The sequence below is a fragment of the Variovorax sp. N23 genome, assembly GCF_025486315.1.
Lineage (GTDB): Bacteria > Pseudomonadota > Gammaproteobacteria > Burkholderiales > Burkholderiaceae_C > Variovorax.
Genome location: NZ_JAOOPY010000006.1, coordinates 19,992 through 41,944, shown reverse-complemented (window position 1 = coordinate 41,944; position 21,953 = coordinate 19,992). Strand labels below are relative to the sequence as shown.

Sequence of the window (21,953 nt, the reverse complement as noted above, 5' to 3'; positions counted from 1 at the left end):
TTTGGGAATCAGATCAGTTTGGCCACCAGCGCGGCGAGGGTGCTGAGCGCCACCGTGCTGCCGATCGGCAATTGCCATTCGCGCCCGAAGGCGCGGAACTCGAAGTCGCCGGGCAGGCGCCCGAAGCCGAAGCGCCGCAGCCACGCCGTCAGCCCGCTCATGAGCAGCAACGCGAGCACGACGACGACCAGCCAGCGGATCATGCAACCCAGGTCAGGCGGCCAGCGCAGCCAGCGCCTGTCGGTGAAGCTCGGGGGTGGCCGCCGCCACGACACGGCCGTCGGACTGCAGGCCGAGCGCGCGGCCTTCCCAGTCGGTGATCACGCCGCCGGCCGCCTCGATCAGGCCGGCGGGCCCGAGGTAGTCGTAGGGCTGCAGGCCGGTCTCGACCACCAGATCGACCGTGCCGCCGGCCAGTTGCGCGTAGCCGTAGCAGTCGCCGCCGAAGCGGCGCATGGCGCAACGCCGGCTCAAGGCGTCGAAGGCCTGCCAGTCGGCGGCGCTGAAGATGTCGGGCGAGGTGGTGACGATGCGGGCCTGCGCGATCTCGCGGCAGGCGCTCGCCTGCACGGTCACGCCGTTGCGGTGCGCGCCGACGCCGGCCTGCCCGACCCAGCGTTCGCCCAGCACCGGCATGTCGACCATGCCCAGCACCACACGCCCACCTTCGAGCACGCCGATCAGCGTGCCCCACAGCGGCGAGGCGGTGATGAAGCTGCGCGTGCCGTCGATCGGGTCGAGCACCCACACCCTTGCAGCGTCGACGCGCTCCGAGCCGTGCTCCTCGCCATAGATGCCGTCGGCCGGCAGCTCGGCGGCGAGCACCACGCGCATCGCCGTCTCGGCGGCGCGGTCGGCCAGGGTCACGGGGCTTTCGTCGGCCTTGGTGATGATGTCGAGCGGCGTGCGGAAGTACGCCATCGACTGGGCGGCCGCGGCGTCGGCGAGGGCATGGGCGGTGCGGAGGAGATCGGGCGTGAGGCTCATCGGGCGGAATTCGGGGGAAGTGACCAGGGACGAGGCGCCATTAGACCCGAGTGGGTTTGACACGCCGCGCCGAGGCTGCAAGCATGGCCGATCCCTTCATGAAAGACAAAGGCATGGCGTTTCATCGTTGGCTTCGGTGGCTGTTGCTGCCGACGCTGCTACTGGCCTGGGCGTCGTCGAGCGCGGCAACGCCTTCGCCCGAGGAGCACGCGATCATCCAGACATTGATCCGGCGCGTCGAGCAGATGTCGACCCTGACCTTCCTGCGCAACGGCAGCGCCCACAACGCCGCCGAGGCGGCGAAGCACATGCAGGCGAAGTACGCGCACTTCAAAGACGAGATCGTCACCGCCGACGACTTCATCGAGCGGTGCGCCTCGCGCTCGGAAATGACCGGCAAGCCGTACCTGGTGAAGTTGGGCGACGCCGCGCCGGTGGAGGCCAACGCCTTCCTGAAGAAGGAGCTGCGCGCCCTCCGCGGATTGCCACCGCCCTGACGCCGGCTCGGCACCCTACAGCGTGTGGCTGCGGTCGCCTGCGGCGAAGCCGATCGGCTCCCACGGCTCGCCGGCGGCCAGCCCGATCACCTTGAAGAGCTCGCCCATCTCGTGTTCGTGCACCAGGTGGCCCGCCAGCGCGCGCTGTGCCACGCTGGCCTGGTCGGACAGGCCGAGCAGCCCGCAGTTGATGAGGAAGCGCCCCTGGCTGGTGTAGCCCAGCACGTGCAGCCCGGCGTCCTGCGCGGCCAGGGCGATGCCGGTGAAGTCGACGTGCGCGGTGACGTCCTTGGCGCCGACGTCGACCAGCGGGTCGTCGTCGGCACGGTGCGCCTGGTGGCACATCACGGTGCCCATGTGGCGCTGCGGATGGTAGTACTCCGATTCTGGAAAGCCGTAGTCGAGGAAGAAGGCGGCGCCTTTCTTCAGCCGGTCCGCCAGCGTCGCGATGAAGGCCTTGGCCTGCGGATGGATCTCGGTGAGGTAGTCGTGCTCGCCCTCGATCTCGATCGGCGGGCGCAGCGTGGTGGGCCGGTCTTCCCAGGCCCAGCCCCCCTGCGCGCCGGCCACCACGCCGCGCTCGAACCAGCGGCCGCCGACGCGCGCGAGCAGCTGCACCGGCATGGCATCGAGCACCTCGTTGCCGACCACCACGCCCTGCATCGCCTCGGGCAGCGCGTCGAGCCATTCGACCTTCGTCGCGTGGGCCGCCAGCGTCTCCTGCTGGCGCGCGCGCAGCGTGCCCGACAGGTCGACGATGCGGTAGCGCGCGATGCGCTCGCCCAGCGTGTCGAGCAGTTGCAGCGCCAGCACGCCGGAGCCGGCGCCGAATTCCCACACCTCGTCGGTGCCGCTGCGTTCCAGCGCCTCGCCGACCTGGACGGCCAGCGTCTGGCCGAACAGGGGCGTGAGCTCGGGGGCCGTCACGAAGTCGCTGCCGGACGACGGCAGGTGGCCGAACTTGCGGCTCGCGTTGGCGTAGTAGCCGAGTCCCGGTGCATAGAGCGCGAGCGCCATGAAGCGGTCGAAGCCGATCCAGCCGCCGGCGCGCTGAATGGCCTGGCCGATGAGCCGGTCGAGCGCGGTCGTTAAAATTGGGGGGGTCGTGGTCACGCCACGATTGTCTCTCTTCACTTCCTCCCCCATGCCCCAGACCTCGTCCGCGCGCCCCGTGCGCACCGTTCTCGTCACCGGCGCCGCCAAGCGGCTCGGCCGCGAGATCGCGCTCGCGCTGGCCGACGGCGGCTGGCAGGTGGCGGTGCACTACCGGCACTCGGCCGACGAGGCCCGCCAGACCGCGGCCGACTGCGCCGCGCGCGCGGGGCTGCCCTCGGCCATGGTCAGCGCCGACCTGGCCGACGAGGCCCAGGCGCGCGAACTGGTGCCGCAGGTGGTCGCGCAGTTCGGTCGGCTCGACGCGCTGGTCAACAGCGCCTCGCTGTTCGAGCACGACGACGCCGCGAGCATCGGCTTCGCGTCGCTGGAGGCGCATCTGCGCACCAACACGGCGGCGCCGATCCTGCTGGCGCAGGCCCTGCACACGCACCTGCTGTCGCGCGGCGCCGAGGCGCAAGGCGCCGTGGTGAACCTGCTCGACCAGAAGCTCTGGAACCAGAACCCCGACTTCCTGAGCTACACGCTGTCGAAGGCCGCGCTGGAAGCCGCCAACACCATGCTGGCGCTGGCCCTCGCGCCGCAACTGCGAGTGGTGGGCGTCGCGCCGGGCCTCACGCTCACGAGCCACATGCTGAGCGAAGAAAAATTCCGCAGCCTGCATTCGGCCAGCCCGCTGGGCCGCTCCTCGACGGCCGCCGACGTGGCGGCCACCGTGCGATTCGCGCTGGAGAATTCCTCCATCACCGGCACCACGCTGCTGGTGGACGGTGGCCAGCACCTCATGAAATTCAAACGCGATTTTTCGCTGATGTGAGCCACCGATGCTGACCAAGGGCACCCAGATCCTCACGCTGACCAGCCTGCGCTTCGACGCGAGCGTCGGCATCCTCGCGCAGGAACAAGACGCGCCGCAGCAGATCCAGGTCGACGCCGAGCTCAACCTCGGCAGCCAGCCGCTGCTGCCGGCCGACGACGACATCACGCATGTGCTGGATTACCGCAAGGTGCGCCGCATCATCATCGAGGAGTGCACCGAGGTGCACATGAACCTTCTGGAAAGCCTCATCGGCAAGCTGGCGCACCGGCTGATGCAGCTGCCGGGCGTGCTCGGCGTGCGGGTGAAGATCGCCAAGCTGAAGATTTTCGACGACTGCGAAGTGGCGATTCGCGTGGAAACGGGGCAATGGTCATGAGCGCTATCTGGGTCGAGGAAGAAGTTGTGTCGCAGGACAAGGTCTTGAAGATCGAGCGCGAGACGCACAAGCTCGAGAAGCGCCTGTGCCGCGAAGTCGGCAAGGCCATCGTCGACTACAACATGATCGAAGAGGGCGACAAGGTCATGGTGTGCGTCTCGGGCGGGAAGGACAGCTACGCGCTGCTCGACATCCTGCTCAAGCTGCGCGCCCGTGCGCCGATCCACTTCGACATCGTGGCGGTCAACCTCGACCAGAAGCAGCCGGGCTTCCCCGAAGACGTGCTGCCGACTTACCTGAAGGCGCTGGGCGTGCCCTTCCACATCGAGGAACAGGACACCTACAGCATCGTCAAGCGCGTCATCCCCGAGGGCAAGACGACCTGCGGCCTGTGCAGCCGGCTGCGACGCGGCATCCTCTACCGCGTGGCGGACGAGTTGGGCGCCACCAAGGTCGCGCTGGGCCACCACCGCGACGACATGCTGCAGACCTTCTTCCTCAACATGTTCTTCGCGGCCAAGCTCAAGTCGATGCCGCCGAAGCTGGTGAGCGACGACGGCCGCCACGTCGTGATCCGCCCGCTGGCCTACGTGGCCGAGAAGGATCTGGTGCGCTGGGCGCAGCACCGCGAATTCCCGATCATCCCGTGCACGCTGTGCGGCAGCCAGGAAAACCTGCAACGCCAGCAGGTCGGCGAGATGCTGCGCGAGTGGGAGAAGAAGCACCCGGGCCGCATCGAGAACATGTTCGGCGCCCTGCAGAGCATCGTGCCGTCGCACCTGCTCGACGGAACATCCTTCGATTTCAAGGGTCTGAAGGCGACGGGTGTGCCCGACCCCGAAGGCGACAAGGCCTTCGACACACCCGAATTCCCTGCGGCGGCCTCGTCCTTGCGCATCGTCCAGCTCTGAGCGGCGCGACGGCGCTGGCGCCGTCATCGCGCCTTTGGAGATCTCTTGCCATGCCTCTTCGCCGAATCCTGACCGCCGCCGCGCTGCTGATCACGCTCAGCGGCTGCGCCACCCGCTGGGTGGTCGACAGCGACGTGCGCAGTTTCTCGAACCTGCCGGCTGCCGACGTCGCGGCCGGCGCCACCTACCGCTTCGAGCGGCTGCCCTCGCAGCAGGGCGGCGACGGCGCGCGCGGTGCGGCGGCGCTCGAAGCCATGGCCGCCCCGGCGCTCGAACGCGCGGGCCTGCGGCGCGACGACGCCGGCGCCCGCTACACCGCGCAGATCGGGGCCCGCGTCACGCCGACCTACTCCCCATGGGCCGACCCCGGCTTCTATCCGGGCTGGGGCCCATGGGGTCCGGGGCCGCGCTTCGGCCCGGGCTACGGGCGCGGCTGGTACGGCTCGGCGTGGTACGGCCCCGGCTGGTACGGCCCGGGCTTCCCGCCGGCGGCCAGCCCCTGGTACCTGCGCGAAGTCAGCGTGGTGCTGCGCGAGCTGCCGTCGAACAAGGTGGTGTACGAGACCCGTGCCCGCAACGACGGGCCGTACAGCGCCGATTCGGCCGTCCTGCCGGTGATGTTCCAGGCGGCCCTGCAGGGCTTTCCGAACCCGCCCGAGGGCGAGCGCCGGGTGAACATCGAGATTCCCAAGGCCGCGCCATGACGCAGTGCCGGCGCGCACCCGCCGCATGATGGAGGCGACCCGGCTCATCGCCGTCCGCCACGGAGAAACCGCCTGGAACGTGGACACGCGCATCCAGGGCCAGTTGGACATCGGCCTCAACGACACCGGCCTGCGCCAGGCCCGGCAGCTCGGGCAGGCGCTCGGCGAGGAGCCGATCTCGGCGATCTACGCCAGCGATCTCGCCCGTGCCTGGCAGACGGCCGAGGCCATCGGCGCGGCCCGAGGCCTGGCCGTGCAACCGGAGCCGCGGCTGCGCGAGCGCGCCTTCGGCAGCTTCGAGGGGCGGACCTTCGCCGAGATCGACGCCGAGACGCCCGACGACGCCCGGCGCTGGCGCACCCGTGACCCCGAATACCGGCCCGGCGGCCACGGCGAGTCGCTGCTCACCTTCCGGGCACGCGTGACCGGCGTGGCCGAGGAACTGGCGGCGCGGCACGCCGGCGAACTGGTCGTGCTGGTGGCGCACGGCGGCGTCATGGACGTGCTGTACCGCGCCGCCACGCGGCAGGACCTGCAGGCCCCGCGCACCTGGCACCTCGGCAACGCCGCCATCAACCGGCTGCTCTGGACGCCGCAGGGCCTGAGCCTGGTCGGCTGGGGTGACGTGGGCCACCTCGTCGACGACGCCCTCGACGAAGCCATCGACTGAGTGGCCGGCTGGCGCCCTGGCAGCGCCCAGCGGAAATACATCACACATCCGCCGGCCAGTCGGGTCGCCCTCGCGTCACCCTGAGGTGTTTAGTATTCATTTCTTGCGCGAATGGGCGCACAATGCAGCGTGCGTAACGCCTTGTGACGGTGATTGCTGTCAAGTTGGCAATAGCAACCAATTGCATCTCCACGGTCACATCTGTCGGAACGGCCTATGCCGTTGGACTGACTTTCGGCAGATGGGCGAACGCAATCCACAAGGTGGAAGATCAGCAGCAAAAAAGAGCGCTTTGTTATTAAATCTGACAAGTCAGACAGGGCGAACCGAGAGAGATGAGCGCGGAGGTTTCCGGACTGGGAACCGTCGCCTGAAAGGCACACCGATGAACCAGGCACTTCCGTCGTTTCGCTCCTCCCCGGGCCCCCTCGAGCTCCCGTTGCCGTCGCCGCTCGCCACAGGCAGCGCCGCCGCCTTCGCCTTCACGGTCGCCCCGGCCTTGACCGCCCGCCTCGACGGGCTGGCCCGTGCGCACGGGTCCTCCGTCCAGACGCTGGCGCTCGCGGCCTGGGCCGTGGTGCTGGCGCGGCTGAGCACCCAGGACGAATTCCTGCTGGCGGGCCGCCCCGGCGCGGACGCGACCCTGCGTACGTTACAGATCGACCTGCGCGGCGAACCGACGCTGGCCGCCTGGCTGCCGCGCCTCGACGCGATGCTGCGTGAGACCGCAGCGCAGCCCGGCACCGCCGACCCGCACACGCAGGCGGCCTTCCATTTCGGCGCCCTCGCACCCCGGGGCACCGACGCTCCCTGCGAACTCACCCTGGCGCTCGCCGCGCGCCCCGACGGCGGCCTCGACGGCGTGCTGCATCACGCGGCGAGCGTCGATGCGGCCACTGCCACCCGTTGGGCCGGCCATGTGCAGACCGTGCTGGCGGCGCTGCCCGACCACGCCGACACGCCGTGGCACGCGCTCCCGATGATCGGCGCGGACGAACAGGCGCTGCTCGACGCCTTCAACGCCACGACCGCCGCCTGGCCGTCGGATCGACTGATCCATGAACTGGTCGAGGCGCAGGCCGCGCGCACGCCCGACGCCGAGGCCGTGCGCCTGGGCCAGCGCACGCTGCGCTACGCCGAGCTCGACCGCCAGGCCAACCGCCTCGCCCGCCAGCTGCGGGCCCGCGGCGTCGGCCCCGACGTGCCGGTGGCGCTGTATGTCGAACGCAGCCTCGAGATGGTGGTCGGCCTGCTGGCGGTGCTCAAGGCCGGCGGCGCCTACGTGCCGCTCGACCCGAGCCACCCGGCCGACCGCACCGCCGTGATCCTCGAAGGCGCCCGCCCGGCCGTCATCCTCTCGCAGCGCTCGCTGCAGGCTGCGCTGCCCGCCGGCACGGCCGAGGTGCTGCTGCTCGACGCGCTGATGTCGGCACCCGACGCATCGGCCGATGCCGCCGCACCGCTGCCGGCCCCCGTGCTCCCGATGTCGCCGTCGCAGCTGGCCTACGTCATCTACACCTCCGGCTCGACCGGCACGCCCAAGGGCGTGGCCATGCCGCACCGCGGCCTGGTCAACCTGCTGCACTGGCAGCGGTCCAACCCCGAGGTCGCCCGGCCGCAGCGCACGCTGCAGTTCGCGGCGCTGGGTTTCGACGTGGCCTTTCAGGAAATCTTCGCGACGCTCGTGGCCGGCGGCACGCTGGTGCTGATCGACGAGAGCGTGCGCCGCGACCCCCAGGCGCTGGTCGCCGTGCTGCGCGAGCACCGCGTCGAACGCCTGTTCCTGCCCTTCATCGCGTTGCAGAACTTCGCCGAGTACGCGGTCGCCGCCGGCGAATCGCTGCCCGACCTGCAGGACGTGATGACCGCCGGCGAGCAACTGCACGCCAGCCCGGCCGTGCGCGCCTTCTTCACGCGCCACCCCGGCTGCCGCCTGCACAACCAGTACGGCCCGACCGAAAGCCACGTCGTCACCGCGCTGCAGCTGGCCGCCGACCCGCGCGAATGGGCCGCCCTGCCCTCCATCGGCCGGCCCGTGGCGAACAACCGCATCCACGTGCTCGACCGCCATGGCCGGGTCGCGCCGCTGGGCGTGGCCGGCGAGATCCACATCGGCGGCGTCGGCGTGGCGCGCGGCTACCTGCACCGGCCCGAGCTGACGGCCGAGCGCTTCGTGGCCGACCCGTTCAGCGACGACCCCGACGCGCGCCTCTACAAGACCGGCGACATCGGCCGCTGGCGCATTGACGGCGAAATCGGCGAGATCGACTACATCGGCCGCAACGACCACCAGGTGAAGGTGCGCGGCTTCCGCGTCGAGCTCGGCGAGATCGAAAGCGTGCTGCTGACGCACCCCGCCGTGCGCGAGTGCGCGGTGCTGGCCCGCCACGACGGCGGCAGCGACGCGCGCCTGGTCGCCTATGTCACCACGCAACCGGGCACCGCGCCCGGCGCCGACGATTTCCGCGCCCACCTCAAGGCCACGCTGGCGCCCTACATGGTGCCGGGCCTGTTCGTGGTGCTCGACGTGCTGCCCCGCTCGCCCAACGGCAAGATCGACCGCCGCGCCCTGCCCGAGCCGCTGGCCCAGCGCCCCGAGATGGCCGAGCCCTATGAAGAAGGCCGCACCGACACCGAACGCCTGGTGTGCGCCGCCTTCGCGCGTGCGCTGGGCATCGACCAGGCCGGCCGCGCCGACAACTTCTTCGACCTGGGCGGCGACTCGCTGCGGGTGCTCAAGGTGCTGGCCGACCTGCAGGCCAGCAGCCGCCAGCGCCTGTCGACCAACCTCTTCTTCCAGAACCCGACGCCGCAGGCGATCGCCCGCGAACTCGACGGCGAGGCCGCTGCGCCGGCGGCCGTGCGCGCCGCACCCCTCGGCGGCGACGCGCAGGAACCCATCGCCCTGGTGGGCATGGCCGGCCGCTTCCCTGGCGCCGCCGACGTCGAGCAGTTCTGGGACAACCTGGTCGCCGGCCGCGACACCATCCGCTTCTTCGACGACGCCACGCTCGACGCCGGCGTGAGCGCCGCACTGCGGGCCGACCCGGCCTATGTGCGCGCCCGCGGCGTGCTCGACGACATCGACCAGTTCGACGCCGCCTTCTTCGGCATCAACCCGAAGGAAGCGACGCTGATGGACCCGCAGCAGCGCTTGTTCCTGGAGATCTGCTGGGAATGCATGGAGCGCGCCGGCTACGCGCCCGACCAGCAGCAGCGCCCGGTCGGCGTGTACGCCGGCATGCACAACGCGACCTACTTCCAGCGCCATGTGATGCCGCGCGACGACCTGATCGACGCCATCGGCGACTTCGCCGTGATGCTCGGCAACGAGAAGGATTACCTCGCCACCCGCGTGGCCAACCGCCTCAACCTCACCGGCCCGGCCATCAGCCTGAACACCGCCTGCTCGACCTCGCTGGTCGCCATGGCGCAGGCCTTCCACGCCCTGCGCTCGGGCCAGTGCGACATGGCGCTGGCCGGCGGCGTGGCCATCAACTGCCCGCCGAACAGCGGCTACCTGTACCAGGAAGGCGCGATGTACTCGCCCGACGGCCACACGCGCAGCTTCGACGCCCAGGCCCAGGGCACGGTGTTCAGCGACGGTGCCGCGGTGGTCATGCTCAAGCGCCTGTCCGACGCGCAGGCCGACGGCGACACCATCTACGCGGTGCTGCGCGGCGTGGGCGTGAACAACGACGGCGCGGTCAAGGCCAGCTTCACCGCGCCCAGCGTGGACGGCCAGGCCGCCGTGGTGTCGATGGCGCTGGCCTCGGCCGGCGTCGATGCCCGCAGCATCTCGTATGTGGAGGCGCACGGCACCGCCACACCGATGGGCGACCCGGTCGAGGTGGCCGCCCTGGCCCGCGCCTTCGCACGCCACACGGCCGACAGCGGCTTCTGCGCCATCGGCTCGGTCAAGAGCAACATCGGCCACACGCTGATGGCCGCGGGCGCCACCGGCGTGATCAAGACCGCGCTGGCCCTGCACGAACAGCGCCTGCCGGCTTCGCTGCACTTCGACAGCGCCAACCCCTCGATCGATTTCGACGGCACGCCGTTCCAGGTGAACGCGCAGCTCTCGCCCTGGCCGCGCGAGGCCGGCACGCCGCGCCGCGCGGGCGTCAGCTCCTTCGGCGTGGGCGGCACCAACGCGCACATCATCCTCGAAGAAGCGCCGCTGGCACAGCCCTCCGAGCCGGTCGCCGGTCCGCAGCTGATCACGCTGTCGGCCCGCACGCCCACCGCGCTGGCCCGCATGGCCGCGCAACTGGCCGACCACCTCGAGGCCCAGCCGACGCTCAACCTCGGCGACGTGGCCCACACGCTGCGCGTCGGCCGCAAGGCCTTCGCCCAGCGGCTGGCGCTGGTGGCCGACAGCAGCGCGGAAACCGTGGCCTTCCTGCGCGACGCCGCCACGCCCTACAAGGTGAGCGGCGCCGTGGCCCCCCGCTCGCACGACCTGGTGCTGCTCTTCCCCGGCCAGGGCGCGCAGTACGCTGGCATGGGCCGCACGCTGTACGTACACGACGAGATCTTCCGGGCCGCGCTCGACGAATGCTTCACCGCCTTCGACGCCGTGCTGCCCTTCAGCCTGCGCGAACGCATGTTCTCGGACGACGCCGACGCGCTGCTGCCGACCTCCGTCACGCAGCCGGCCACCTTTGCGCTCGAAGTCGCGCTGGCCCGCCGCACGCTGGCCTTCGGCCTGCGCCCCGCGGCGATGATCGGCCACAGCGTGGGCGAATTCGCCGCCGCGGTGATCGCCAACGTGATGTCGCTGACCGACGCGGCGCGCCTGGTGGCGCAGCGCGGTGCGCTGATGCAGGCGCTGCCGGCCGGCCAGATGCTGTCGGTGCGCCTGGCCGCCGCCCAGCTCGCGCCCTACCTGGGCGACGACCTGTCGCTGGCCGCCGAGAACGGCCCCAACGCCTGCGTCGCCGCCGGTCCGGCCGAGGCCATCGCCCGGCTGCAGGCGCGGCTCGAAGCCGACGGCGTCGCCGCCCGCCTGCTCCAGACCTCGCACGCCTTCCATTCGGCCATGATGGTGCCGGCGATGGCGCCCTTCGAGGCGCTGGTGCGCGAGGTGACGCTTTCGGCGCCGCAGCGCACCATCCTCTCGACGCTCACCGGCCGCGTGCTGAGCGCCGCCGAAGCCACCGACCCGGCCTACTGGGCGCGCCACCTGCGCGAGGCGGTGCGCTTCGCGCCCGCCGTGACCGAGGCGCTCGCACAGTTCGCGCAGCCGCTCTTCGTCGAACTCGGCCCGCGCAACACGCTGAGCACGCTGGTGCGCCAGCAGGCCACGCGCGATCGGCCGGCGCCGACCGCCCTGCCGGTGTTCGGCACCGCGCCGGCCGACGAACTCGTCGCCCACCGCCTGGCGCTCGGCCGGCTGTGGACGCTGGGCGCCACGCCCGACCTGCAGCAGCTCGACACGCGCAGCCGCAAGGCCCGCGTCCGGCTGCCCACCTACCCCTTCGAGCGCAAGCGCCACTGGGTCGACATCGCAGCACCGGCCCCCTCGGCCGCCGTGCCGGTGCCGCCCGCGCCTGCCGCTTCCGCCCCTGTCATCGAACCATCCACGGAGCACGCCATGCCCACCGCCGTCCTGAACGCCCGCCACGCCGCCCTGCACGCCAAGGTGCGCGAACTCTTCGAAGACATCTCCGGCACGCCGATGGCCGACGCCGACGGCGCGACGACCTTCATCGACCAGGGCATGGATTCGCTGGTGCTCACGCAGGCCGCGCTGCAGGTCAAGAAGCACTTCAAGATCAACCTCAGCTTCCGCCAGCTGATGGAAGGCTGCCGCAGCTTCGACCTGCTGGTCGACCACCTCGACAAGAGCCTGCCGCCCGAGCCGACGGCGAGCGTCACCCCGGCGCCGGTGCGCGCCGCGCCGGCCCTGGTCGTCGCGCCGCAGGCCACCGCGGCCGCGTTGCCGTCGATGGCGGCACCGACTTTCGCGCCCGCGCTGCCGCAGGCCGGCGCGCCAGTGCTGCAGCAGGTGATCGCGCAGCAGATGCAGCTGATGCAGCAGCAGCTCGCGCTGCTGGCCGGCACGCCGGCCCTGGCCGCGCCCGCCGCTGTCGCCGCCGAGCCGCCCGTCGCCGCTGTGACACCCGTGGTAACGGCCACGCCGACGGAAGACCGGCCGACCGGCGGCGTGCCCTACGACGTCAAGAAGGCCTTCGGCGCCATCGCGCGCATCCACACCACGCCCAACCGCGAGATCACGCCGCGCCAGCAGGCCCGCCTCGATGCCTTCGTGCGGCGCTACGTCGAACGCAGCCGCAAGAGCAAGGAATTCACCGCCGCCAACCGCGCCCACATGGCCGACCCGCGCGTGGTCAACGGCTTCCGCCCGGCGACCAAGGAGATCACCTACCAGCTGGTGGTCGACCGCTCCAAGGGCTCGCGCGTGTGGGACATCGACGGCAACGAATACGTCGACACGCTCAACGGCTTCGGCATGAACATGTTCGGCTGGCAGCCGGACTTTCTGAACGACGCGATCCGCAAGCAGCTCGACCTCGGCTACGAGATCGGCCCGCAGCACCCGCTGGCCGCCGAGGTGACGCAGCGCATCTGCGAACTCACCGGCTTCGACCGGGCCGCGCTGTGCAACACCGGCTCCGAGGCTGTGATGGCGGCCATCCGCATCGCGCGCACCCACACCGGCCGCAGCACCATCGTGCTGTTCAGCGGCTCGTACCACGGCACCTTCGACGAGGTGCTGGTGCGTGCCGGCCGCGGCGCCCGCGGCATCCCGGCCACGCCGGGCGTGATGAGCGGCATGTTCGGCGACGTGCGCGTGCTCGACTACGGCACGCCCGAATCGCTCTCGTTCATCCGCGAGAACGCCGACGAGCTGGCGGCCGTGCTGATCGAGCCGGTGCAGAGCCGCCGCCCCGACTTCCAGCCGAAGGAATTCCTGCAGGAAGTGCGCGCCATTACGGCGCAGAGCGGCACCTGCATGATCTTCGATGAGGTCATCACCGGCTTCCGTTCGCACCCGGGCGGCGCCCAGGCGCTGTTCGGCATCCGCGGCGACCTCGCCACCTACGGCAAGGTGATCGGCGGCGGCATGCCCATCGGCGCCATCGCCGGCAAGCGCGAGTACATGGACGCGCTCGATGGCGGCGCCTGGAACTACGGCGACGACTCCATTCCGACCGTCGGCGTCACCTACTTCGCCGGCACCTTCGTGCGGCACCCGCTCACGCTGGCCGCGGCCAAGGCATCGCTCGACCACCTGAAGGCCTCGGGCAACGCGCTGCAGACGCAGCTGAACCTGCACACGGCCGCGATGGCCGACGAGCTCACGGCCTTCTGCCGCGAGGTGGGCGCGCCGCTGGAGATCCGCTACTTCGCGTCGCTCTGGCGCGTGAGCTGGCTGGAAGACCACCCGCTGCAGGACCTGCTCTTCGCGATGATGCGCAGCCGCGGCGTGCACATCCTGGACAACTTCCCCTGCTTCATGACGACCGCACACACGCGGGACGACATCGCGACCATCAAGTCGGCTTTCAAGGAATCGATCGCCGAGATGCAGGAAGCCGAGTTCCTGCCGGGCCGCGCACCGGCCAGCCGCGCCTTCGACGCCGCGCATCCGCCGGTGCCCGATGCGCGCCTGGGCCGCGACAAGGACGGCCAGCCCGCCTGGTTCGTGCCCGACCCCGCGAGCCCCGGCAAGTACCGGAAGGTGGACGCGTGAGCAGCTGGCCCGACACCCACGACGCAGCGAAGAACGACGTGAACCTGCAGAACGTTTCCCACGACACCGAGGCCGATGACTTCGACCCCTTCGCCCTGGGCGCGATCTCCGGTGTCATCCCGACCACCGAGGCCCAGCGCGAAGTCTGGCTGGCGCATCGGCTCGGCAGCCAGGCCTCGCTGGCCTACAACGAGTCGGTCGACCTGCACCTGGACGGCACGCTCGACACCGCCGCCCTGTCGGCGGCGCTGACCGCCCTGCTGGCGCGGCACGATGCGCTGCGCGCCAGCTTCTCGCCCGATGGCGAGCAACTGGTCGTCGCCGTGCCCGGCGCTTTCACGCTGCCGCTGCACGACCTGAGCGCGCTGGACGCCCAGGCGCAAGCCCTGGCCATGGCCAAGGCGCACACCGAAGCGGTCGAGACCCCCTTCGACCTGGAACAGGGCCCGCTCTTTCGTGCCGCGCTCTACCGGCTGGCGCCCACGCAGCATGTGCTGCTGATGACGGCGCACCACTCGGTGTGCGACGGCTGGTCGTGGGGTGTCATCGCCGACGACCTGGGCCTGCTCTATGCTGCGCAGCGCGGCCAGGTCACGGCGCTCGACCCGGCGCCCAGCTATGGCGACTACGCCCAGTGGGAACGCGCCGAAGCCGCCACGCCCATGGCGCAGACGCAACTGGCGTACTGGCTCGGCCAGTACCCCGGCAACGCGCTGCCCGCGCTCGAGCTCCCGCTGGACCGCCCGCGCGCCGCGCGCCGCAGCTTCGACGCGCGGCGTGTCGACGTGCTGCTGCCGGCGCCGCTGGTCGAGGCGGCCCGCCAGCTCGGCGCGCGCGCCGGCGTCAGCCTGTTCGCCACGCTCTTCAGCGTCTTTGCCGCGCTGGTGCATCGCCTGTCGCAGCAGGACGACCTCGTCGTCGGCGTGCCTTCCGCCGGCCAGGCGGCCAGCGGCATGCCCAAGCTGGTCGGCCACTGCGTCAACCTGCTGCCGGTGCGCGTCGCGATCGATCCGGCCCAGCCCTTCGACGTCCTGCTGCGCCAGGTCGCCAACACGCTGCTGGACGCCTTCGACCACCAGACGCTCACCTACGGCACGCTGCTGCGCCACCTGCCGGTGACACGCGACCCCAGCCGCCCGTCGCTGGTCAGTGTGATGTTCAACCTCGACCGCGCAACGACCGTGCAGGGCGGCAGCTTCCCCGGGCTGCAGAGCCGGCTGTCGGGCAACGCCCGCCACTACGAGAACTTCGAGCTGTTCCTCAACGCGGTACCGGCGGCCGACGGCCTGCAGCTCGAGCTGCAATACAACACGGCGCTGTTCGACGAAGCCACCGTGCGGCGCTGGCTCGCGCTGTACGGCGACGCGCTGGCGCAGCTCGCGCGCCAGCCCCAGGCCACCGTCGCCCAGGCCCTGGCCTGCAGCAGCGAAGACCTCACGCTGCTGCAGTCCTTCAACGCCACGGCCGCGCCCTACGACGCGCAACTGCGCATCGACACGCTCATCGGGCGGCAGGCCCAGGCCACGCCCGATGCCGTGGCGGTGCGTGCCGGCGGCGCGTCGCTCAGCTACCGCGAACTCGACCAGCGTGCCAACGGCCTCGCCGCCGCACTGCAGGCGCAGGGCATCGGCCCGGGCGACCTGGTCGGCCTGTGCTGCGCGCGCAATGCGCACATGCTGGTGGCGCTGCTGGGCATCCTGAAGTCGGGCGCCGGCTACGTGCCGCTCGACCCGGCCTTCCCGCGCGAGCGGCTCGAATTCATGATCGAGGACGCGCAGTTGCGCGTCGCCGTGACCGATGCCGACACCGATGCCACCGCCCCGCTGCAGGCGCTGGCCCGCGTGCGAGCCGACGGCGTGCAGCCGACGCCCGGGCAACCCGCGCACGGCGGCGATGCCGGCAACGTGGCCTACGTGATCTACACCTCCGGCTCCACCGGCCGGCCCAAGGGCGTGCGCGTGCCGCACCGCACGGTCGTCAACCTGCTGACCGGCCTGCGCACAGTGCCGGGCATCGACGCCCAGCGCCGCGTGCTGGCCGTCACCACACTGTCCTTCGACATCGCCGTGTCCGAAGTGATCCTGCCGCTGACGGTGGGCGCGTGCATCGTGGTGGCCGACAAGACGCAGGCGATGCAGGGCGACCGCCTGCGCGAGCTGATCGAGTCCGAGGAAGTCGACTTCGTCGACGCGACGCCCTCCACCTGGCGCATCCTGATCGACGCGGGCTGGCCCGGCCGGCGCGACCTGCTGGCCATCTGCACCGGCGAGCCGCTGCCCGCGGACCTGGCGCGCCAGCTGCTGCCGATGGTCGGCGAACTCTGGAACGGCTACGGCCCAACCGAGACCACCGTCTGGTCGAGCTTCCACCGCGTGCTGCGCGCCGAGGGCGTCATTCCCATCGGCCGTCCGGTGATCAACACCCAGTTCCACGTGCTCGACCCCCAGGGGCAGCCACTGCCCGTGGGCGTGACCGGCGAGCTCTACATCGGCGGCGCCGGCGTGACGCTCGGCTACCTCCACCGCCCCGAACTGACCGACGAGCGCTTCGTGCCCGCCCACGACGGCAGCGGCGCACGCTGGTACCGCACCGGCGACCTGGGCCGCTGGCGCGCCGACGGCGTGCTCGAATGCCTGGGCCGGGCCGACCACCAGGTGAAGGTGCGCGGCTACCGCATCGAACTCGGCGAGATCGAAGCCAACCTGGCACGCCACGGCGCCATCGACCGTGCGCTGGTGGTGACGCGCGAGGACGCGCCGGGCGACGTGCGCATCGTGGCCTACGTGGTGCCGCGCGGCCCCATGCCCGAGGCCGCGGCGCTGCGCCAGCACCTGGCCAGCTTCCTGCCCGAGTACATGCTGCCGCAGCACTACGTCGCGCTCGAGGCGCTGCCGCTGCTGCCCAACGGCAAGATCGACCGCAAGGCGCTGCCTCCGCCCGTCAGCGCCGCCGCCACGCGCCGCGACGCCGCGGTGCCGCCGCGCGATGAGCTCGAACGCCAGATCCTGGCGGCGATGGAGCAGACGCTGAGCCTGCCTGGCCTCGGCATCCACGACGACTTCTTCGCACTCGGCGGGCACTCGCTGCTGGCCGCGCGCCTGACGGCCCAGCTCGGCCGCGACCTGCAGCTCAAGCTGCCGATGTCGACGCTGTTCGAGTCACCCACGGTCGAGCGCATCGCGCAGACCGTGAACCGCCTGCGCGGCACCGGCCAGGCCCAAGCGCAGCAGCCGATCGTGGCCATGCCCGATCGCCGCAGCGCGCCGCTCACGCCGATGCAGGAGCGCATCCGTTTCCTCGAAGAACTGCACCCGGGCCGTCCGGTCTACAACGCGCCGTCGGGCCACCGCTTCCGCGGGCCGCTGGACGTCGCGAAGTTCCGCAGCGCGCTGCAGACGATGGTGCAGCGGCACGCCGCCCTGCGCACCGCGATCGGCACCGACGAAGACGGGAGGGCCGTGCAGGTCATCGCGCCGCAGGTCGATTTCGACATCCCGCTGATCGACCTGAGCGCGATGCCCGAGGAAGCGCGCGAGGCCGAACTCGCCGACCGCATGCAGCAGCTGGCCGACCAGCCGCTGGACATCCACCGCGCGCCGCTCTTCCACATGGCGCTCTACCGGATGGGGCCGGAGGACCACGCCTTCATGTTCGTGCCGCACCACCTGGTGTGGGACGGCTGGTCCTTCGACATCTACCAGACCGAGCTGTCGGCCATCTACGGTGCGCTGGTGCGCGGCCAGAAGCACACGCTGCCCGAGCCGCCGGTGTCGATGGGCGACTACGCCCAGTGGTACGCCGACTGGATGGCGCAGCCCGAATTCACCCGGCAGCTCGACTTCTGGAAGCAGCGCTTCGCACGCATGCCCGCCCCGCGCGCCGCCAAGACCGACATGCCGCGCAAGGCCGGCATGTCCGGCAAGGGCGGCGTGAACTGGATCCACATCGACCAGCCCACCACGCAGCGCCTGCGCGAAGTGGCACGGCAGCACGACGTCACGCTCAGCATGCTGGCGCTGGGCGCCTACGTGCTGATGATGAGCGGCGCCATCGACAGCCGATCGGTCGTGATCGCCACGCCGGTGCGCGGCCGCGAAGTGCCCGAGCTCGAATCGGTGATGGGCTTCTTCAACAACGTGCTGCCGCTGCCCTTCCAGGTCGACCGGACGCTGGGCTTCGGGGGTTTCATCCGCTACGTGAAGAACGAGCTGGTGGCGGTCATGGGCTACCAGCAGGTGCCCTTCGAGCGCATGGCGACCGAGCCCGAGTTCGTCAATCTGGCGCAGGGCGCGGGGCTGTACCAGGGCCTCTTCTCGTTCCAGGATGCACGCGAGCGACCGCTCGACTTCGGCGGCCTGGCGCACAAGCAGGTGCACCTGCTGCAGCGCGGCGCGACCGACGACCTGGGCCTGTGGCTGCTGGAGAAGCCGCACGGCCTCGAAGGCCCCATCGCCTACAACGCCGACATCTACCTGCCCGAGACCGGCACCGCCTTTCGCGACCGCTTCGTCGAGATCCTGCGCACGCTGGCCGACCGGCCCGACGCGCCGGTGGCCGAGCTGCTGGCACCGGCGGATTCGGACAGTGCGCGCATCCTCTCGCGCCTGGCGTCGAGCGCCGAGCCGCCGCCGCAGACGGTGGCCGCGCGCGAGCAGGCCGCCGCGGCCCGAGGCGGCGGCGCGCCCCTGCTGCAACCCGAGCAGGCGCAGCTCGCGCAGATCTGGGCCGGCGTGCTCAACATCGACGTGAACGACATCCGCGCGAGCGACAACTTCTTCGACCTGGGCGGCGACTCGCTGCTGGCGATGCGCGTGGTGCAGCAGTCGGAGCAGAGCTTCGGCCAGCGCATCGAGGCGCGCCGCTACATGTTCGAGAGCCTGGCGCAGCTCGCGGCGTCGCAGGTGACATCGCCCGCGCCGCTGACCCCCGCCGAGGAGCCGGCGTCCGCGCGCCCCGGCCTGCTCGGCCGGGTGTTCTCCGGCTGGGGTCGCAAGGGCTGAGCGGGGTGCGCATGATCGTCTCGCCGCTCGTCCTCCCCGTCGATGCGCCCCACTGCGAACTGTGGCGCATCGACCTGGACCAGCACGTCCCTGCCGCCGCCCTGGCCAAGCTCTCGGCCGACGAGGTGGCGCGGGCGCGTCGCTTCGTCTTCGAGCGCGACCGGCACCGCTTCATCGCCGCCCATGCGGCGCTGCGCCAGTTGCTGGCGCAGCGCTGCGGCCAGGCCGGCGAAGGGCTGCGCTTCGTGGCCGGCCGCTTCGGCAAGCCGGCGCTGGTGGCGGCCGACCTGCACTTCAACCTCAGCCACAGCCACGATACCGGCGTGGTCGCGCTGTCGACCCGCGACGAACTCGGCGTGGACGTCGAGGTCGTTCGGCCGATGCCCGACGCGCTCGCGCTGGCCGCCGCCTATTTCTCACCCGCCGAGCAGGCTGCGCTGGCCGCCTGCCCGCCGGCCCAGCGCGACCGCGCCTTCTTCGTCTGCTGGACCCGCAAGGAAGCCTGCCTCAAGGCGGTCGGCATCGGGCTGGACCTGGCCACGAACGGCTTCGACGTCGGCATCGCGCCGGTCGCGCAGCCCGTCACCCTGACCACCCCCGACGGCGTCGAGCAGCTGCGCCTGCAGTCCTTCGAGGACGGCGACGACACGATCGGTGCCCTGGCGCTGCGCCTGCCGCGCCGCGGCTCGTACACGGCGGACGCCGGCACGAGCGCCGCAGCGCCCCTGGAATTCACCGCATGACCCCCCTGATGTTCGGTCCGCCCTCGCGGCGGCTCTTCGGTCTTTTTCACGACGCGGAAGGCGCACGGGCCAGCGACACGGCCGTGCTGCTGTGCCCGCCGATGGGCCACGAAGCCCTGCGCAGCCACCGCTTCTACCGCCTGCTCGCGCTGCGCCTGTCGCGCCGCGGCGTGCCGGTGTTGCGCTTCGACCCCTACGGCACGGGCGACTCGCCCGGCGACGACGAAGACGGCGACCTGGAGGGCTGGCGCCGCGACATCGGCGAGGCGCACCGCGAACTGATCGCGCGCTCCGGCGCGGCGCGCATCGTGTGGTTCGGCGCGCGCATCGGCGCCACGCTGGCACTGCAGGCCGCCGCCTCGGCCAGTCCCCGCATCGCGCGGCTGGTGCTGTGGGAACCGGTGCTGGAAGGCCGCAGCTACCTGCAGGACCTGCGCGAGAAACACGTGGCCGAACTGGAACTGAGCCACTCCATTCCCGACGCCGGATGGCGCCGCAGCCTGCGCAAGGACCCCGACGCCTTCAGCGGCGAGGCCTTCGGCTTCGGCATCTCCGAATTGCTGCGCCGCCAGGTTGCCGCGCTCACGCCCGACAGCCTCCAGCTGGGCACCGGCACCGAACTGGTGGTGATCGCCAAACCCGACGACGCGACCACGCGCCAGTGGGTCACGGCGCAGACGCAAGACCGCAGCGCGCGGCATGTGCCATTGCCGCATACCATGATATGGACGAGCAATCCCCACCCCAATAATGAGATGGTTCCCGCAGAGGCATTGCAACGCGTGATGGCAGAAATCCATGAATGACTACAGCGAGACACCCGTTCTGTTCGGCCCCGACGAGGGCCTGTTCGGCATGCTCAGCCAGCCTCAGGCCGGCCGCACCGACGTGGCATGCCTGGTGCTCAACACCGGCGTGAACCACCGCATCGGGCCGCACCGCATCAACGTGAAGACGGCGCGCCGGCTGGCCAGCGCCGGCATCCCGACGCTGCGCTTCGACCTCTCGGGCATCGGCGACAGCGTGGCCGCGCAGAGCCGCAACGCCTTCCGCGCGCAGGCCGTGGAAGACATGAAGGCGGCCATGGACTTCCTGGGCGAGCGCTACGGCGTGCGCCGCTTCCTGGTGTTCGGCATCTGCTCGGGCGCCGAGAACGCCATGGCGGTGGCGCTGGCCGATCCGCGCATCACCGGCATGCTCGCCTTCGACGGCGAGATGTACCTGACGCGCGGCGTGCGCCTGGAGCGCAAGCTGCGCCGGCTGGCCGCCTTCCCCTTCAATGCCGCGGTGCGTGCGAGCTACCTCTGGTGGCGCGACCTGACCGACTGGCTCGGTGCGGGCGATGCCGCCGCCCGTGAACGGACGATGGCGCGCGTGGCCGCGCTGCTGCCGAACCGCACACCGGCCGTCGAGCAGGGCAGCATCTTCGGCAGCGCCGAGGCACCGGTGGTCGATGCCGCCGAGCACGAACGCCGCCTGCTGTCGCTGGTCGATCGCGGCGTGGATGTGTCCCTGATGTATTCGGTGACCTACAACTCGACCGACCGCAACCACGGGATGCTGAGCCAGCTGCGCGGATCGCGCCTGTTCGAGCGCGTGAAGTACCGCTTCTGGCCCGACATCGATCACACGGCGACCACCCGGGTCATGCAGGCCAAGCTGCTCGACGCCGTCGAGGAATGGGCGCGCATCGCCGCCTTCGGGACGAGCGCCCGCCAGCCGCTGCCCGGGGCCGGCGTGGGCACGAATGCGGCAGCGGCGCGCCAGGCCGCCGGCCAGGCATCGGTCGCGGCCTGAGCGGCGCGGCGGAGCCGATGGGCGCGGCGGGGGTGGGGCCGGCCGCTAAAATCGGCCGCTCCACAGCCTCTGGATATACCCCATGAACCGCTGCCCGCGCATCGCCGCCCCCGCCCTTTTCCCCTTCCTCTCCCTGGTCGCCCTGGTGGCGGCCTTCGCCTGGGCGCCGCCCGCGTCGGCACAGACGCTGGAGGCCCCCGTGCAGAACGAGGCCGCCGTCGGCGGCCGCAATTTCCCCGAAGGCACGCTGCGTGGCCAGTTCATGGTGGTCGCCGCCCCCGAGATCCTGCTCGACGGCCAGCCCGACCGCCTGTCGCCCGGCGCACGCATCCGCAGCGCCGAGAACATGGTCGTCACCACGGGCGCCATCACCGGCCAGAACCTGCTGGTCAACTACACGCGCGACCCGGCCGGCCTGGTGCGCGAGGTCTGGGTCCTCACGGCGACCGAAGCGAGCGTGAAGCGCGCCTCGGTCGGGCGGCCCTTCCTCAACTTCTGGCCCTTCGTGGCCACCAGCGGCGCGACCGACGACGGCAAGACGCCGTACAACCAGTTGCCCACCTTCGGGCAATGACGCTGGCGGCCGGCGCCGCGTCCATCCCTCTTGTTCGGCGC

At 71.3% G+C, this 21,953-nt stretch carries 15 protein-coding genes; 12 read left to right on the top strand and 3 right to left on the bottom strand.

Going from position 1 to position 21,953, the window contains the following annotated elements:
• Positions 1–8: 8 nt before the first annotated feature.
• Both N8A90_RS10870 and hisN read right to left on the bottom strand, forming a co-directional pair.
• A complete protein-coding gene (locus tag N8A90_RS10870; RefSeq protein ID WP_262074881.1) occupies positions 9–203 on the bottom strand; it encodes a DUF2905 domain-containing protein in 195 nt (64 codons plus the stop codon).
• Positions 204–213: 10 nt separating this feature from the next.
• Positions 214–987 carry a histidinol-phosphatase gene (hisN, locus tag N8A90_RS10865; protein WP_262074880.1) on the bottom strand — a complete coding sequence of 258 codons (774 nt, stop codon included), beginning with the start codon at positions 985–987 and terminating at the stop codon, positions 214–216.
• 83 nt (positions 988–1,070) lie between these two features.
• Here hisN and N8A90_RS10860 point away from each other — a divergent pair, with 83 nt between their 5' ends.
• Positions 1,071–1,484, top strand: coding sequence for a DUF5329 domain-containing protein (locus N8A90_RS10860; protein WP_262074879.1), 414 nt, complete (start codon positions 1,071–1,073; stop codon positions 1,482–1,484).
• Positions 1,485–1,499: 15 nt separating this feature from the next.
• Here N8A90_RS10860 and N8A90_RS10855 read toward each other — a convergent pair whose 3' ends face one another.
• A complete protein-coding gene (locus N8A90_RS10855; RefSeq protein ID WP_262074878.1) occupies positions 1,500–2,630 on the bottom strand; it encodes a class I SAM-dependent methyltransferase in 1,131 nt (376 codons plus the stop codon).
• Between N8A90_RS10855 and N8A90_RS10850 the strand changes: the two genes are divergently transcribed.
• The 11 genes from N8A90_RS10850 (at position 2,629) to N8A90_RS10800 (ending at position 21,912) form a co-directional block, all read left to right on the top strand.
• A complete protein-coding gene (locus N8A90_RS10850) occupies positions 2,629–3,414 on the top strand; it encodes an SDR family oxidoreductase (RefSeq protein ID WP_262074877.1) in 786 nt (261 codons plus the stop codon). The genes N8A90_RS10855 and N8A90_RS10850 overlap by 2 nt on opposite strands.
• A 7-nt stretch (positions 3,415–3,421) precedes the next feature.
• Positions 3,422–3,793 carry a dihydroneopterin aldolase gene (locus N8A90_RS10845; RefSeq protein ID WP_262074876.1) on the top strand — a complete coding sequence of 124 codons (372 nt, stop codon included), beginning with the start codon at positions 3,422–3,424 and terminating at the stop codon, positions 3,791–3,793.
• The gene (gene ttcA, locus N8A90_RS10840) at positions 3,790–4,704 is read left to right on the top strand and encodes a tRNA 2-thiocytidine(32) synthetase TtcA (RefSeq protein ID WP_262074875.1); all 915 of its coding nucleotides are present in this window, start codon (positions 3,790–3,792) and stop codon (positions 4,702–4,704) included. Before N8A90_RS10845 ends, ttcA begins: the two co-directional genes overlap by 4 nt.
• A 50-nt stretch (positions 4,705–4,754) precedes the next feature.
• Positions 4,755–5,408 carry a DUF4136 domain-containing protein gene (locus tag N8A90_RS10835; RefSeq protein ID WP_262074874.1) on the top strand — a complete coding sequence of 218 codons (654 nt, stop codon included), beginning with the start codon at positions 4,755–4,757 and terminating at the stop codon, positions 5,406–5,408.
• A gap of 25 nt (positions 5,409–5,433) precedes the next feature.
• A complete protein-coding gene (locus N8A90_RS10830; RefSeq protein ID WP_262074873.1) occupies positions 5,434–6,078 on the top strand; it encodes a histidine phosphatase family protein in 645 nt (214 codons plus the stop codon).
• A gap of 385 nt (positions 6,079–6,463) precedes the next feature.
• Positions 6,464–13,798, top strand: coding sequence for a polyketide synthase (locus N8A90_RS10825; protein WP_262074872.1), 7,335 nt, complete (start codon positions 6,464–6,466; stop codon positions 13,796–13,798).
• Complete coding sequence (locus tag N8A90_RS10820; RefSeq protein ID WP_262074871.1) at positions 13,795–18,798, top strand: non-ribosomal peptide synthetase; 5,004 nt, start codon at positions 13,795–13,797, stop codon at positions 18,796–18,798. Before N8A90_RS10825 ends, N8A90_RS10820 begins: the two co-directional genes overlap by 4 nt.
• 11 nt (positions 18,799–18,809) lie before the next feature.
• Positions 18,810–19,541: a 4'-phosphopantetheinyl transferase family protein gene (locus N8A90_RS10815; RefSeq protein WP_262074870.1), complete on the top strand. Its 732-nt coding sequence runs from the start codon at positions 18,810–18,812 to the stop codon at positions 19,539–19,541.
• Positions 19,538–20,347: an alpha/beta fold hydrolase gene (locus N8A90_RS10810; RefSeq protein ID WP_262074869.1), complete on the top strand. Its 810-nt coding sequence runs from the start codon at positions 19,538–19,540 to the stop codon at positions 20,345–20,347. Before N8A90_RS10815 ends, N8A90_RS10810 begins: the two co-directional genes overlap by 4 nt.
• Positions 20,340–21,338: a serine aminopeptidase domain-containing protein gene (locus N8A90_RS10805; RefSeq protein ID WP_262074868.1), complete on the top strand. Its 999-nt coding sequence runs from the start codon at positions 20,340–20,342 to the stop codon at positions 21,336–21,338. Before N8A90_RS10810 ends, N8A90_RS10805 begins: the two co-directional genes overlap by 8 nt.
• 82 nt (positions 21,339–21,420) lie before the next feature.
• Positions 21,421–21,912 carry a hypothetical protein gene (locus tag N8A90_RS10800; protein WP_262074867.1) on the top strand — a complete coding sequence of 164 codons (492 nt, stop codon included), beginning with the start codon at positions 21,421–21,423 and terminating at the stop codon, positions 21,910–21,912.
• Positions 21,913–21,953: the final 41 nt, after the last annotated feature.